We start from the raw sequence: 14,853 nt of genomic DNA, 5'->3' as shown, positions 1-14,853 counted from the left end.
GGGGGATTCTAACTAGAGCCGGTGACGGGCCATTGGTTCACCCGGCGCGGGCCGGACGGCGGCGATGCGCTGGATGAACCGGGGAGGCGTGTCCAGGAAGCCGTCTTCGTAGCCCACCACGCGCAGCGCGGCGCAGGCGTCGAGCAATTCACCCGGCCGCAGCAGGAAGTCGGGGCGGGACGGTTTGCCGACGGTCCCGTTGCCCGCCGCGAAGGTTTCGTAGATCAGCGCGCCGCCGGGCGCGACGCTTTCCAGGAGGGTGGGCATCAGTGGACGCCAGAGGTAATGGGTGACGACCACGCCGCCGAAGCTGCGCCCCGCGAAGGGCCAGGGGCCGTTTTCGATGTCGGCCAGAACCGCTTCACCGGCGGCGCCGGCCACCGCGATGGCCTCGGGCGAGTGGTCCACGCCCGTCACCGGATGGCCCAGGGCCGCGAAATGCCGCATGTGCCGTCCCGCACCGCATGCGACGTCGAGCACCGGCTGGCCCGCGGGCACGAGATGCGCCCAGCGCTTGACCCAATCGGATGCGGCTTGCGTGCCGTGCAGCGCGGCGGTCAATGCGGTTTGACCTCGTCTTTGAGGGCCGCCAGGGCCATGTTCTCGACCAGGCCGGGCGCGACCAGCTTGACGAAGCGTCCCAGCTTGCCCTTGCCCGTCATCACGACCTCGCGCTTGCGGCCGTTCATGCCGTCGATGATCAGGCGCGCGCATTCCTCGACCGGCATGGCGTCGTCTTCCTTCAGCCCGCTGGAGCCGGCGGGTTGTCCCTGCGCGTTGTAGCCGCGGTGGCGAATGGCGGTGGCCACGACCCCCGGGTACGCGGTGGTGACGCTGATGCCGGTGGACTTGAGTTCCGCCCGCAGCGCCTCGAAGAAACCGGTCATCGCGAACTTGGTCGCGCTGTACGCCGTCCGTCCGGGCACGCCGACCAGCCCGGCGAGCGACGACACCGCGACGATGTGCCCCCGACTTTCCTTCAGCGCGGGCAGCGCCGCATGCGTGCACCACACGCTGCCCCACAGGTTCACCTTCATCAGGTCTTCGTACCAGTGCAGGTCTTCAGCCGTCACGTCGGAGAACAGCGCCTGCGCCGAGATGCCCGCGTTGTTGATCAGCGCGTCGATGCGGTGGAACCTGTCCAGTGCCTGCTCGATGAGCGAGCGGCAACGCGTCTCGCTCGCGATGTCCAGGGCCACGGTGAGCGTCTGGGCCCCCTGCGATTCGCAGTCCTTCGCCACGGCGCGCAGCTTCGGGTCGCTGCGTGCCGCGAGGACCAGCGCCGCCTGCGCCCCGTGTTTCGCGGCGAGCTGGCGAGCGATTTCGGCGCCGATCCCGTCGGAGGCGCCGGTGATGACGAAGACTTTCATGTCAGTTGAAGCACGCCCAGAGTTGGTCGGCGAGTGTGACGAGGATCAGGGGGCGCGTGTACAGGGCAAACACTGCCAGGAGCACGGCGATGGCCGCGCCGTAACCCAGCAGCTTCTTGCCCCGCTGCGTCATGCCGCCTGCGGCGAACCGCGCACGATCGGTGTTTCGCGCACCGGCAGGTTGATGAGCGCCGCGAAGACGCCGAGGGCGATGGAGATGTACCAGACGATGTCGTAGCTGCCCGTGCGGTCGTACAGGAAGCCGCCCAGCCACACGCCCAGGAAAGAGCCGATCTGGTGGCTGAAGAACACGAAGCCGCCCAGCATGGACAGGTGGGCCACGCCGAAGATCTGCGCAACCGTCGCATTCGTCGGCGGGACGGTGGAGAGCCACAGCAGGCCCATCACGCTGGCGAACACGTACACGGTGAGCGGCGAGATCGGGACCCACAGGAAGAGGGCGATCGCCACGGCGCGCCCCAGGTAGATCGCGGCGAGGAGCTTGCGGCGCGCCAGCTTCTGGCCGAGCGTGCCCGCGATGTAGGTGCCGAACACGTTGAACAGGCCGATCAGCGCCAGCGCGTAGCTGGCCACTTGCGGCGACAGGCCCTTGTCCTTGAGGTAGCTGGGCATGTGCACGCCGATGAACACGACCTGGAAGCCGCAGACGAAGTAGCCCGCCATGAGCAGCTGGAAGCTCGGGTACTTGAAGGCTTCGCGCAGTGCCTGGCCGATGGACTGCTCGCGCGCCGGCGCGACGCCGCCGCTGAAGCCGGGCTCTCGCAAGCCGAAGGCGAGCGGGGCGATCAGCACCACGAACACCGCGAGCGTCAGCAGCGCCTGCTGCCAGCCGAAGCCCGAGATGAGGAAGCCTTCCACGGGCACCATCAGGAACTGGCCGAAGGAGCCTGCCGCCGCCGCGACGCCCATCGCCCAGGAGCGCTTGGCAGGGTCGATCTGGCGCCCGATGATCCCGTAGACCACCGCGTAGGTCGTGCCGGCCTGCGCCGCCCCGATGAGCACGCCGGTCGTCAGCATGAAGGTGAGCTTGTCCGTGGACAGGGCCATGCCGGCCAGGCCCAGCCCGTAGAGCACCGCGCCACCCACCAGCACCCGGAACGCGCCGAGCCGGTCGGCGAGCATGCCCGCGAAGATGCCGAAGATGCCCCAGGAGAGGTTCTGGATGGCGAGGGCCAGCGCGAAGGTGCCGCGGTCCCAGCCCTGCGCCTGCGTGATCGGCTGCAGCCAGAGGCCGAAGCCGTGCCGGATGCCCATGGAGAGCGTGACGATCATCGCGCCGCAGACCAGCACCTGCGACATGGAAAGCTTCTGGGGGACTGCGGTCGATTGCATCGGGCGACTTTATCCAAAGGCCGAATACTTCGCTGGCGCGGTCCCATTTCGCTCGATCTGTATGCGCATACAGTGTTGCTGCGCCGCCCGACTACAATCCCCCTCCCATGGCCACCAAACCCCCGTCCGACTATTCCGAAGGTTCGATCCGCGTGCTCAAGGGCCTCGAGCCCGTCAAGCAGCGGCCCGGCATGTACACGCGTACCGACAACCCGCTGCACGTCATCCAGGAAGTGATCGACAACGCGGCGGACGAAGCCCTGGCCGGCCACGGCAAGCGCATCAAGACGACGCTGCACACGGACGGTTCGATCAGCATCGAGGACGACGGCCGCGGCATCCCCTTCGGGCTCCACCCGGACGAAAAGGCCCCCGTCATCGAGCTCGTCTATACCCGCCTGCACGCCGGCGGCAAGTTCGACAAGGGCAAGGGCGGCGCCTACAGCTTCTCGGGCGGCCTGCACGGTGTCGGCGTCTCCGTGACGAACGCGCTGTCGAAACGGCTGGAAGTCACCACGCACCGCGAAGGCCAGGTCGCGCGCCTCGCCTTCTCCGGCGGCGACGTGATCGAGAAGCTGGAACTGCGCAAGATGCAGGAGGGCGACCGCCGCCAGGGCACGACGGTGCGCGCGTGGCCCGATGCGAAGTACTTCGAGTCCAGCCAGTTGCCGATGAACGAGCTCGCGCACCTGCTGCGCAGCAAGGCGGTGCTGATGCCCGGCGTCACCGTCTCCCTCGTCAACGAGAAGACGAAGGAAACGCAGAGCTGGCAGTACAAGGGCGGCCTGCGCGACTACCTCATGCAGACGCTCACCGGCGACCCGGTGATCCCGCTCTTCGAAGGCGAGGGCTTCGCGCAGAACAACGACAACTTCGCCGAGGGCGAGGGCGCGCAGTGGTGCGTGGCCTTCACCGAAGACGGCCAGCCGGTGCGCGAAAGCTACGTCAACCTGATCCCCACGAGCGCGGGCGGCACGCACGAATCGGGCCTGCGCGACGGCCTGTTCAACGCGGTGAAGAGCTTCGTCGACCTGCATTCGCTGCTGCCCAAGGGCGTCAAGCTGCTGCCGGAAGACGTGTTCGCGCGGGCCTCTTACGTGCTGTCCGCCAAGGTGCTGGACCCGCAGTTCCAGGGCCAGATCAAGGAACGGCTGAACTCGCGTGACGCCGTGCGCCTCGTGTCGAGCTTCGTGCGGCCGGCCATGGAGCTGTGGCTCAACCATCACGTGGAATACGGCCGCAAGCTCGCGGAGCTCGCGATCAAGGCCGCGCAAAGCCGCCAGCGCGCGGGCCAGAAGGTGGAAAAGCGCAAGGGCTCGGGCGTCGCGGTGCTTCCCGGCAAGCTCACCGATTGCGAGAGCAAGGACACGAGCCACAACGAGGTGTTCCTCGTCGAGGGCGACTCCGCCGGCGGCAGCGCCAAGATGGGCCGCGACAAGGAATGCCAGGCCATCCTGCCGCTGCGCGGCAAGGTGCTCAACACCTGGGAGGTCGAGCGCGACCGCCTCTTCGCGAACACCGAGATCCACGACATCGCGGTCGCCATCGGCGTGGACCCGCACGGCCCCGACGACACACCCGACCTTTCGGGCCTGCGCTACGGCAAGATCTGCATCCTGTCGGACGCCGACGTGGATGGCTCGCACATCCAGGTGCTGCTGCTGACCTTGTTCTTCCGCCACTTTCCCAAGCTCATCGAATCGGGCAATGTGTATGTGGCCCGGCCGCCGCTCTTCCGTGTGGATGCACCGGCCCGTGGGAAAAAGCCCGCTTCCAAGACATATGCCCTTGACGAAGGCGAATTGACCGCTATCTTGGACAAACTGCGCAAGGAAGGGGTGCGCGAAGGGGCGTGGAGCATCAGCCGGTTCAAGGGGCTGGGCGAGATGAGCGCGGAGCAGCTGTGGGACACCACGCTGAACCCGGACACCCGCCGCCTGCTTCCCGTTCACCTGGGCGCGATGGATTTCGCGGCCACCGAGAACCTCATCACCAAGCTCATGGGCAAGGGCGAAGCCGCCGCCCGCCGCGAATTGATGGAACTCCACGGCGATGCGGTGGACATAGATATCTGACCTTGCCCAAAACGAACCTGACATGACCGCCGCCAACTTCGCCGCCAGCTCCCCCGACCGCACCACGGCGCGCGTGCGCCTGCGGCCGACGATGAGCAGCGACCTGCAGTTCGTCGTCTCGCTCGAACAGGACCCCGAAAACCTCGCGCACATCACGCCCTGGGAGCAGACCCAGCACGAGGCCGCCATCCGCTTCCCGGACTTTCGCCACTTCATCATCGAAGGCGGCCCGGACCTCGAGGCCGTGGGCTTCCTGATCCTCATCGGGTGCCGCAGCCAGAACCAGTCGCTCGAGCTCAAGCGCATGGTCGTGCGCGCGAAGGGCGCAGGGTTCGGCCGTGCCGCGCTGCGCGTGGCCAAGCGCGTCGCGTTCGACGACCTGGGCGCGCACCGCCTCTTCCTGGACGTGAAAGCCGGCAACTCCCGCGCGAAAGCGCTCTACGATAGCGAAGGCTTCGTGGTCGAAGGCCAACTGCGCGATGCCGTCAAGGTGCAGGGCGGCTATGAAACGCTGATCGTGATGTCGATGCTGCAACCCGAATTCGTCGGCCGCCGCGGTCTGGGGCTGGAGCTGCGCGCATGAAGGCATCGTTGCGTCTCAAATTCTGGTGCGCGGGAGCCTTGCTCGCGGCGGCGATGGCGCCGGCAGCACATGCCGAGGTGTGGGGATGGGTGGACGGGAAGGGCGTCGCGCACTTCGCGGCGGACAAGGTCGACGAACGTTATGAACTCTTCTTTCGCGGCGGCGAAAGTTTCGACACCGCGCGCGGCCTCAAGACGCCGCGCGAAGTCGCGGTGCCCACGGCGGCGCCCAAGCTGATCGCGTTCTTCGAGGTGTCGCAGGGCTTCAAGCAGGTGCAGCACCACTTGCGCGAGGCCTCGCGCGACCAGGGCATCGACTACGAGCTGCTGAAGGCCTTGATCGCGACGGAATCGGGCTTCGACTCCAGCGCGGTCTCCCCCAAGGGCGCCGTCGGCCTGATGCAGGTCATGCCCGCCACCGCGCAGCGCTACGGCGTGACTTCGGACAAGAAGTCGCCCGTCGAGAAGAAGCTGCACGATCCGCGCACCAACATCAAGGCCGGCACGCGTTACCTGCGCTACCTGCTCGACCTCTTCCCCGGCCAGGTGGAGCTCGCGCTCGCCGCGTACAACGCGGGCGAGGGCGCCGTGCAGCGCGCGGGCAACAAGATCCCGAACTACCGCGAAACGCAGAACTACGTGAAGACGGTGATGCAGCTGTACACGATGCTCAAGCCGCCGTCGGTCGTGGGCAACGGGCGCGTGCCCCATCGCGTGCATGTGGAACTGCCCGCGGGCGGCGCCGTCGGCCGGGGCAACCTGCCGCCGCCGGGCGTCCCCGCCATGGCCTATCCGGTGCCGGTCGCGCCGTCGCCATCCAGCGTGCCGGTCGCGGCAGCAGGGCAGGCCGACTTCCAGTGATCACCCAGCTGCCCGCCGACTCGGAAGAACTGGTCGCGCTGGGCGCGTTCGCCGGCATGCAGGTGCTGACCGTGTGCCTGAGCGTGGTGATCGCCAACGCTTACCGCGAGCGGGCCCTGCTGGTCCATGGCGCGACGGTCGCCATCGGCGTCCTGGCGCTGCAGACACTCGTCGGGGGGCATGCATTCCTCGCCGAGGCCGCCTTGCTGCTGCTGCTGGCCGTGGACGGCATGCAGCTGCGCGAACTCGTGAACCACGCCGGCGCGTTGCGCGCGCCGCGCCGCGGCTTGGTCGGCATCAGCCTGGGCCTGCTGCCCGTGCTGGCCCTGGCCTGCGCGATTTTCGAGTGGCACCTGCTGCTCGCGGGCGTGGCCGCGTGGTTTGCGGTGACAGCCGTCGTGATGCTTCGCGCGTGGCCGCAAAGCCAGCCCTGGGCGCGCTGGCTTGTCGCCGGGCAGCTATCCCTGGCCATCGCGGTGGCGTGGCTCGGGTGGCGCTCCCTCGACCCGCAGCCCGATCCGCCATTGCCGCTCGCGGCGCTGCTCAGCGTGTGGGCGGTATGCGTGTTCCTGGGGACGGCCTGGCGCAATCGGATCTTCGCGGAAACGCGCGTGCGCATCGACGCGCGCAACACTATCGACCCGCTCACCGGCCTCGCGATGCCGATGATCTTCTACGAACGCGTGGCGGGGGTGCGCAACCTCATGCGCCGCTACGGCCACCCGAGCGTGATGATGCTCGTGCACGTGGAAAACCTCGACCGGCTGGCACGCGAGTTCGGCCCCGAAACCGCGGAATCCGCCCTGGCGGTCGCCGCCCAGCGCGTGCGCGAGACCTTGCGCGACGGCGACGTGGCGGCGCGCCTGTCGCACTCGCGCATCGGCGTGCTGGCCGAGGGCATGTCGCTGCCCGAGGGCGCCGCGAACATCGCGAGCCGCATCCTCGTCGCGGGCCTGCGCGAACCGCTGCCCGAGGCGCCGACCGAGTTCCTGCATTTCCGCATCGTGATGGCCACCGTGCCCGTCAACGAGACCGCGCCCAAGGCCTTGCTGCAACGCATGGCGACCCGCATGGACGGGCACTTGTCCGAACCGTCGGAGCGGCGCATCCTCTCGCTGTCGGCGAGCGACCTGGAAGACTAGTTCCCCGCTTTCCCTTTCCGCTTTTCCTTTTCCTGACCTTTTCGAACACGGCGATCCATGGAGCAAGACCTCATCACCCCCACCGGCGACGGCGGGGACGACAGCGAACTCGATCTCGCATCCTATGCGCAGCGCGCCTACCTGGAATACGCACTGAGCGTCGTCAAGGGCCGTGCGCTGCCCGACGTGGCGGACGGCCAGAAGCCGGTGCAGCGCCGCATCCTCTATTCGATGGTGCGCATGGGCCTGGGCTTTGCCGGCGCGGGCGGCGCGCGGCCCGTCAAGAGCGCGCGCGTCGTGGGCGACGTGCTCGGCCGCTTCCATCCGCACGGCGACCAGGCGGCGTACGACGCGCTGGTGCGCATGGCGCAGGACTTTTCGCAGCGCTACCCGCTGATCGACGGCCAGGGCAATTTCGGCAGCCGTGACGGCGACGGCGCGGCGGCGATGCGCTACACGGAAGCGCGGCTCGCGCGCATCAGCAACCTGCTGCTCGACGAGATCGACGAAGGCACCGTCACCTTCATCCCCAACTACGACGGCAGCACCGAGGAGCCGCAGCAGCTGCCCGCGCGGCTGCCCTTCACGCTGCTCAATGGCGCGAGCGGCATCGCCGTGGGCCTCGCGACGGAAATCCCGAGCCACAACTTGCGCGAGATCGCCGATGCCTGCGTCGCGCTGATCAAGACGCCCAAGCTCGCGGACGACGAGCTGTTCGCGATGGTGCCCGGACCCGACTATCCGGGCGGCGGCCAGATCATCAGCCCCGCGGCCGACATCGCCGACGCGTATCGCACCGGGCGCGGCTCGCTCAAGGTGCGCGCCCGCTGGAAGATCGAGGAGCTCGCGCGCGGCCAGTGGCAGCTGGTGGTCAACGAGCTGCCGCCGGGCGTGAGCTCGCAGCGCGTGCTGGAGGAGATCGAGGAGCTTACCAATCCGAAGGTCAAGGCCGGCAAGAAGGCCCTGAGCCAGGACCAGGTGCAGCTCAAGCAGACGGTGCTCGCGGTGCTGGATGCGGTGCGCGACGAATCGAGCAAGGACGCCGCGGTGCGCCTCGTGTTCGAGCCGAAGACGAGCCGCATCGAGCAGGGCGAGTTGATCACCACGCTGCTGGCCCACACCAGCCTCGAAACCTCCGCACCCATCAACCTCACGATGGTGGGGCTGGACGGCAAGCCCGTGCAGAAGTCGCTGCGGCTGATGCTCACGGAGTGGATCGAATTCCGCCATGCCACGATCGAGCGCCGCTCGCGCCATCGGCTCGGCAAGGTGCTGGATCGCATCCACATCCTCGAAGGCCGGCAGCTCGTGCTGCTGAACATCGACGAGGTGATCCGCATCATCCGGGGCAGCGACGAGCCGAAGGCCGCGTTGATCGAGCGCTTCAAGCTGTCGGAACGCCAGGCCGAGGACATACTGGAAATCCGCCTGCGCCAGCTGGCGCGGCTGGAAGCGATCAAGATCGAGCAGGAACTGAAGAACCTGCGCGACGAACAGAAGAAGCTGGAGGAAATCCTCGGCAGCCCCGCCGCGCTGCGCCGCCTGATGGTCAAGGAGATCGAGCAGGACGCGAAGCAGTTCGAAGACGCGCGCCGCACGCTGATCCAGGCCGAGAAGAAGGCCGTCGCGGAGATCAAGGTCATCGACGAGCCTGTGACCGTCGTCGTCTCGCAGAAGGGCTGGGTGCGTGCGCGGCAGGGCCACGGGCACGAGGTGGGCGGCTTCGCCTTCAAGGCAGGGGACGGTTTGTACGCGACCTTCGAATGCCGCACCGTCGACACGCTGCTGGCCTTCGGCAGCAACGGCCGGGTGTACACCGTGCCGGTGTCGCTGCTGCCGGGCGCGCGCGGGGACGGCCAGCCCGTCACGACCCTAATCGACCTCGAAGCGGGCACGCAGCTGATGCACTACTTCGCGGGCGCTCCCAGTGCGTGGCTGCTGCTGTCCGGCACCGGCGGCTACGGCTTCCTCGCGACGGTGGAGAACATGATGTCGCGCCAGCGCGGCGGCAAGACCTTCATCAGCGTCGGCGAGGGCGAGACGATCTGCCGGCCGTCCCCCGCCAATGTGCCGCCGCAGCCGACCGCCACGCACGTGGCGTGCGCGTCCACGGGTGGCCGCATCCTGACCTTCGAGATCGGCGAATTGAAGCCGATGGAGAAGGGCGGCCGGGGGCTGATGCTGATCGACCTGGAAGCGAAGGACCAGCTCGCGGGCGCGGCGGCGTACACGCGCAGCGTGAAGATCACCGGCATCGGCCGCGGCGGCAAGGAGCGCGACGAGACCCTGGAGATCCGCTCGCTCAACAACGCGAAGGCGGGCCGCGGCCGCAAGGGCAAGGCGGCGGATCTCGGCTTCAAGCCGACGGGCATCGAGAGGGTCGAGTGAAGCAGGCCGCCGCGACCGCAGCGCCGCTGCCCTTCCGGGCGATCGCGGACCTCGTTCGCGAACATGCGGCGGCCCGCCCGTTCCGGCGCGCGCTGGTGCAGGGCGAACGCAGCGTCACCTGGGCGCAGCTGGACGCGATGATGGATCGCGTGGCGGCGTCGCTGCAACGCGACGGCGTGAAGCCACGGGAGACCATCGCGATCTGCGGCGCCAATTCGCTGGAGTACGCGGCGGTGTTCCTCGGTGCGCTGCGCGCGGGCGTCGCCGTCGCGCCGCTGGCGATCCAGTCGTCCGCGCAGCAACTCGCGGACATGGCGGCCGATTGCGGCGCGCGGCATTTCTTCGTGGACGGATCGGTCCCGGCATTCGCGACGGCGGCGCGTCGCATCCACATGGACGGATCCTCGCAGCCTTCGCTGGAGGGCTGGCTCGCGCCCGCGGGCGCCAAGCCCAGGCCCGTGCAGGTGCAGCCCGGCTGGCCGTTCAACATCATCTATTCGTCGGGCACCACCGGCACGCCCAAGGGCATCGTGCAGCCGCACCTGATGCGCTGGCAGCACGTGGCGCGCGCGGAGAACTATGGCTACGGTCCGCAGTCCGTGACGCAGATCGCGACCTCGCTGTGCTCCAACACCACGCTCGTCAGCTTCTTCCCCGCGATCGCCAAGGGCGGGTGCGTGGTGTTCGCGCCCCCGAAGTTCGACGCCGCGACCTGGCTTGCGCTGGCGGAGCAGGAGCGCGTCACGCACGCGATGCTGGTTCCCGTGCAATACCGGCGCATCATGGCGCTGCCGGAATTCGACGGCTTCGACCTCTCGTCCTTCGTCATGAAGTTCTGCACCAGCGCGCCTTTCCATGCGGAGCTGAAGGCCGATATCCTGCAGCGCTGGCCCGGCGGGCTGGTGGAGTTGTACGGCATGACCGAAGGCGGCGGCACCTGCATGCTGGAGGCGCACAACTTCCCGGACAAGCTCGGCACCGTGGGCAGACCCGCCGAGGGCCATGACATCCGCGTGATCGACGAGGACGAGCGCGAGTTACCCGCAGGGGAGATCGGCGAGGTCGTCGGCCTGTCCCTGTCGATGATGACGGCGTATCACAACCAGCCGGCCAAGACCCGCGAGGCCGAGTGGTACGACGGTGCGGGCCGGCGCTTCATCCGCACCGGCGACGTCGGGCGCTTCGACGAAGACGGGTTCCTGACGCTCATGGACAGGCGCAAGGACATGATCATCTCCGGCGGGTTCAACGTCTACCCGAGCGATCTCGAATCGGTGCTGCGCGGGCACGAGGGTGTGGCCGATGCCGCGGTCGTGGGCGTGCCTTCCGAGGAGTGGGGCGAAACGCCGGTGGCCTTCGTCGTGCCGGGCGAAGCCGCGCCGCCGGAGGAGGAACTTCGCGCGTGGGCCAATACGCAGCTCGGCAAGGTGCAGCGCATCTCCGCCATCCGCTACCTGCCGGAGCTGCCGCGCAGCGACATCGGCAAGGTGCTCAAGCGCCAGCTGCGCGCACAGTTCGCAGCCTGAGCGTCAGCAGCCCCGCGCTGCCGTCTCCGCCACCCGTGCCAGGTCGGGTGTGACGCCGATGCCCGGCGCGTCGCCCAGCGTGCAGGCGCCTCCGTCGATCACCGACAGCCGCGGCGACAGCAGCGTGCGCAACGGGTTGGGGTTCGCGTCGATCTCCAGCATGCCGTCGCCTCCCGCGGCCGCCAGCACGTGCGCGGACGCAAGCAAGCCGATCCCGCCGCCCAGGAAGTGCGGGCAATACCGCAGGCCCGCGTCGCGCGCCTTCACGACCACGGGCCAGCATCCGGAAATGCCGCCCCACTTGGCGAGGTCCGGCTGCATCACCGCAAGCGGTGACTGGGCGATCGCGGTCGCGAAGGCTTCCTCGCCCAGCAGGTTTTCCCCGCCCGCCAGCGGAATGCGCGTTGCGGTGGCGAGCTGCTTCCACTCGGACCACGGACGGTCCGCGCGCAGCGGTTCCTCCAGCCATCCCAGCCGGAAGTCGTGCAGCAGCGGCGCCATGCGCGTGGCCTCCGCGAGGTCCCATCCCTGGTTCGCGTCCACCATCAGCGGCGCCTCGTCGCCCAGCAGCGAGCGCAGCGCGCGAAGGTTCGCGAGATCCCGCGCCTCGCCGAACCCCACCTTGAGCTTGAAGGCGCGGTAGCCCTCCTGGCGCTTCGCCGCCGCGAGGACTTCCGGCTGGTCCGGATTGATGCCGCTGGCGTAGACCGGGATGCGATCGCGCGTGCCGCCCAGGAAGCGCCAGAGGGGTTGTCCCGCACGGCGCGCGCACAGGTCCCACAGCGCGAGGTCGATGCCCGCGATCACCTGCGCCATCGGCCCCGGTTCGCCGGACTGGATCGCGAGCACGGCGGTCTTGTCCGAGAGGAAGCGAAACGCTTCGGCGGGACTCGCATACGCCCGCGACAGCAGCAGCGGCGCCATCACGGTATCGAGGAGCCGCGCGCGGTGCTCCGCGCCGCAGGACGGGAAGTTGCACCACACCTCGCCCCAGCCCACGGCGCCGTCTTCGTCCTGCGCGCGCACGAAGAGCGCGGGCCGGTCGTGCATGGTGCCGAAGGAGGTTTTGACCGGGGTCGAGATGGGGCAGCGAAAGACGAAAGCCTCCAGCTTCACCGGGTGGATGGCGGCGGGAGGCAGGGCGGGCAGGGTCACGGCTTCAGGTCCATTTCGAGTCGGATGGCGTCGCCGCGATAGGTGACGTCCGCCAGGTAGATCACGGTGCCGGCGCCATCCTTGAAGATGCGGCGCACTTCGGCGACGGGCGAGTTGACGGGCACCTCCAGCAGCTGCGCGACTTCCATGTCGGCCGTGGCGAGCGTCATCACCTGGTGCGCGGTGCTGATGCGCACCTCCTTCATCGCGGTGAGGAGGGGGATGACGGTCTTCGTGCGGAAGGCCTGCGGCGCCAGCCGGAAGATGCGCTCGTCCAGGTAGATGTTGATCACGCAGTACGGGCGGCCGTCGCGCGAGTGCACGCGGCGCATGAAGGCGTAGCTCGGCGCCGGTGCGCCCTCGGCCATGTCCAGCGGGGCGCTGCTCACCGATTCGTCGATGTTGACGATCTTGGGCTGCGTGTCTTCGTACACGCGCGCAAGTTCGTCGAGCGTCGTGAAGACGTTGATGATCCGCTCGCGCGAGGGGGTGCCGGTGACGAAGGTGCCGCGGCCCTGTTGCGGCGAGAGCAGGCCTTCGCGCGAAAGAACATCCACGGCCTGCCGCACCGTCACGCGAGCCACGCCGAATTCCTCCATCAGCGTCTCCAGCGAGGGCAGGCGGTGCTCGCGCGGCCAGGTCCCGCGCGCGATGCGCTGGCGCATCAGGTCGGCCAGCTGGGCGTAGCGTGGGATGGGGCTGTCCTGGAAGCGCGCGGACATATGCTTATGGCTAGGGAAAGACCCGGGAATCGTGCACAGGACCGATGGTACTATCGATAGGATGTTCGGTAAACACAATTGGATCGCGAGGGTCGCGCTGGTGCTCGCGCCCTGGGTGCTCATCGTCGCGATCTGGTACGGCATCCGCGCGAGCGGCCTCATCAACCCGGCGCTCGTCCCGGCCCCGCACCAGGTCCTCGAGAAATTCATCGAGCTGTCCAAGGGCAGGCTCTGGCAGGACATCTACATGTCCACGCAGCGCGTGTTCCTGGGCGTCACGCTCGGCGTGCTGCTGGCGGTGCCGGTGGGCTTTTGCCTCGGCTGGTACAAGGGACTGCGTTCGTTCATCGACCCGGTGATCAACTTCTTCCGCGCGTTGCCGCCCATCGCGCTGATTCCGCTGGTCATCGTGTACTTCGGCATCGGCGAGGCCGCCAAGACGGCCATCCTCTTCTACGCCTCCTTCTTCGCGGGCGTGATCGTCATGTACGAAGGCATCGCGCAGATCAGCCCGATCTTCATCAAGGTCGCGCGCACGCTCGGCGCGAGCGACCTCGAAATTTTCGGCAAGGTCATCGTGCCGCTCACCATCCCGCACATCCTCACCGCCGTGCGCGTCGCGCTCGGGGTCGCCTGGGCCACGCTCGTCGCATCCGAGCTGATCGCCGCGCAGCAAGGGCTGGGCGCGCTGATCCAGAACGCCTCGTCCTTCTTCCAGCTGGACATCATCTACGTGGGCATCATCTGCATCGGCTTCATCGCGCTGGCGATGGATGTCGCGCTGCGCATCGCCACGCGCCGGCTCGTGGCCTGGCAGGACCGCATCGCATGAGCGCCATGATCGACTCCACCGGCGCGCAGCCGGTGCGCATCCGCTTCGACCAGGTGTCCGTCGACTTCCCGACGGACCACGGCCCCATGCGCGTGCTGGACAAGGTCTCCTTCGACATCCGCCAGGGCGAATTCGTCTCCATCATCGGCCCCTCGGGCTGCGGCAAGACCACGATGATGAATATCGTCGGCGGCTTCGTGCAGCCGACGCAGGGCCAGGTGCTGCTCGACGGCAAGCCCGTGTCCGCGCCCGGTCCCGACCGCGGCGTGATCTTCCAGGAATACGGCGTCTTTCCCTGGCTCACCGTGCGGCAGAACATCGAGTTCGGCCTCAAGCTCGCATCGAGCAGGGTGGGCGCACAGGAACGCGCGGAGATCACCCAGCGCTACATGGGCCTCATGGGCCTCACCGATTTCGCGAACCACTTTCCCAAGCACCTGTCCGGCGGCATGCGCCAGCGCCTGGCGATCGCGCGCGCCTACGCGGTGCGGCCGCAGTTCCTGCTGATGGACGAGCCCTTCGGCGCGCTCGACGCGCAGACCCGCTCCGCGATGCAGGACCTGCTCCTGCAGGTGCTCGAGCGCGAAGGCAAGACGGTGATGCTCATCACGCACTCGGTGGAAGAGGCGATCTACCTCTCGTCGCGCATCGTCGTCGTGACGGCGCGCCCCGCGCGCATCCGCACGATCATCGACGTGCCTTTCGGCTACCCGCGCGCGGAGAACGTCCACGAGGACCCGCGCTTCGCGGAATTGCGCGCGCACATCCGCGAGCTGGTGATGCAGGAATACGAAGCGCAGGCCCGCCAGGCCGTGCGCATGTCCGATTGACCCGACCGACCACGACC

14 protein-coding genes are annotated in these 14,853 nt (G+C 68.3%); 8 read left to right on the top strand and 6 right to left on the bottom strand.

The genetic code is table 11. From position 1 onward, the window contains the following. Positions 1 to 12: 12 nt before the first annotated feature. From I5803_RS06030 to I5803_RS06020, 4 genes are read right to left on the bottom strand one after another with little or no spacing between them, the layout of a single operon-like run. Entirely contained in the window at positions 13 to 561 is a 549-nt protein-coding gene (locus I5803_RS06030) for a class I SAM-dependent methyltransferase (protein WP_435520844.1), read from the bottom strand. Next, positions 558 to 1,370, bottom strand: coding sequence for an SDR family oxidoreductase (locus tag I5803_RS06025; RefSeq protein WP_196985481.1), 813 nt, complete (start codon positions 1,368 to 1,370; stop codon positions 558 to 560). Before I5803_RS06025 ends, I5803_RS06030 begins: the two co-directional genes overlap by 4 nt. A gap of 1 nt (position 1,371) precedes the next feature. Next, positions 1,372 to 1,503 (bottom strand): hypothetical protein, encoded by a 132-nt coding sequence (locus I5803_RS22210; RefSeq protein WP_255553365.1) that lies wholly within the window; start codon positions 1,501 to 1,503, stop codon positions 1,372 to 1,374. Further along, the gene (locus I5803_RS06020; protein ID WP_196985480.1) at positions 1,500 to 2,723 is read right to left on the bottom strand and encodes an MFS transporter; all 1,224 of its coding nucleotides are present in this window, start codon (positions 2,721 to 2,723) and stop codon (positions 1,500 to 1,502) included. Before I5803_RS06020 ends, I5803_RS22210 begins: the two co-directional genes overlap by 4 nt. A gap of 107 nt (positions 2,724 to 2,830) precedes the next feature. On the opposite strand from I5803_RS06020, the gene I5803_RS06015 reads away from it, so the two are divergent. From I5803_RS06015 to I5803_RS05990, 6 genes are read left to right on the top strand one after another with little or no spacing between them, the layout of a single operon-like run. Further along, positions 2,831 to 4,798 (top strand): DNA topoisomerase IV subunit B, encoded by a 1,968-nt coding sequence (locus I5803_RS06015; protein WP_196985479.1) that lies wholly within the window; start codon positions 2,831 to 2,833, stop codon positions 4,796 to 4,798. Positions 4,799 to 4,820: 22 nt separating this feature from the next. Further along, the gene (locus tag I5803_RS06010) at positions 4,821 to 5,381 is read left to right on the top strand and encodes a GNAT family N-acetyltransferase (RefSeq protein WP_196985478.1); all 561 of its coding nucleotides are present in this window, start codon (positions 4,821 to 4,823) and stop codon (positions 5,379 to 5,381) included. Further along, positions 5,378 to 6,241: a lytic transglycosylase domain-containing protein gene (locus I5803_RS06005; RefSeq protein ID WP_196985477.1), complete on the top strand. Its 864-nt coding sequence runs from the start codon at positions 5,378 to 5,380 to the stop codon at positions 6,239 to 6,241. Before I5803_RS06010 ends, I5803_RS06005 begins: the two co-directional genes overlap by 4 nt. Continuing rightward, entirely contained in the window at positions 6,238 to 7,383 is a 1,146-nt protein-coding gene (locus I5803_RS22385; protein ID WP_196985476.1) for a GGDEF domain-containing protein, read from the top strand. Before I5803_RS06005 ends, I5803_RS22385 begins: the two co-directional genes overlap by 4 nt. A 57-nt stretch (positions 7,384 to 7,440) precedes the next feature. After that, entirely contained in the window at positions 7,441 to 9,771 is a 2,331-nt protein-coding gene (gene parC, locus I5803_RS05995) for a DNA topoisomerase IV subunit A (protein ID WP_196985475.1), read from the top strand. Next, positions 9,768 to 11,297 carry a class I adenylate-forming enzyme family protein gene (locus tag I5803_RS05990; RefSeq protein ID WP_196985474.1) on the top strand — a complete coding sequence of 510 codons (1,530 nt, stop codon included), beginning with the start codon at positions 9,768 to 9,770 and terminating at the stop codon, positions 11,295 to 11,297. The genes parC and I5803_RS05990 overlap by 4 nt, the downstream gene beginning before the upstream one ends. A gap of 3 nt (positions 11,298 to 11,300) precedes the next feature. Here I5803_RS05990 and I5803_RS05985 read toward each other — a convergent pair whose 3' ends face one another. Both I5803_RS05985 and I5803_RS05980 read right to left on the bottom strand, forming a co-directional pair. Beyond that, positions 11,301 to 12,452 (bottom strand): mandelate racemase/muconate lactonizing enzyme family protein, encoded by a 1,152-nt coding sequence (locus tag I5803_RS05985; protein ID WP_354001627.1) that lies wholly within the window; start codon positions 12,450 to 12,452, stop codon positions 11,301 to 11,303. After that, positions 12,449 to 13,174, bottom strand: a complete 726-nt coding sequence (locus I5803_RS05980) for a GntR family transcriptional regulator (RefSeq protein WP_196985473.1) — start codon at positions 13,172 to 13,174, stop codon at positions 12,449 to 12,451. Before I5803_RS05980 ends, I5803_RS05985 begins: the two co-directional genes overlap by 4 nt. Positions 13,175 to 13,235: 61 nt before the next feature. On the opposite strand from I5803_RS05980, the gene I5803_RS05975 reads away from it, so the two are divergent. Both I5803_RS05975 and I5803_RS05970 read left to right on the top strand, forming a co-directional pair. Continuing rightward, on the top strand, positions 13,236 to 14,006 hold the full coding sequence (locus I5803_RS05975) for an ABC transporter permease (RefSeq protein WP_196985472.1): 771 nt from the start codon (positions 13,236 to 13,238) through the stop codon (positions 14,004 to 14,006). Further along, positions 14,003 to 14,836, top strand: coding sequence for an ABC transporter ATP-binding protein (locus tag I5803_RS05970; RefSeq protein WP_231402345.1), 834 nt, complete (start codon positions 14,003 to 14,005; stop codon positions 14,834 to 14,836). Before I5803_RS05975 ends, I5803_RS05970 begins: the two co-directional genes overlap by 4 nt. Positions 14,837 to 14,853 lie beyond the last annotated feature (17 nt).

The organism is Caenimonas aquaedulcis (assembly GCF_015831345.1).
In the GTDB taxonomy this organism is placed as follows: domain Bacteria; phylum Pseudomonadota; class Gammaproteobacteria; order Burkholderiales; family Burkholderiaceae_C; genus Ramlibacter; species Ramlibacter aquaedulcis.
Note: the sequence above shows the minus strand (reverse complement) of the source record. Positions and strands in the feature narration are given on the sequence as shown.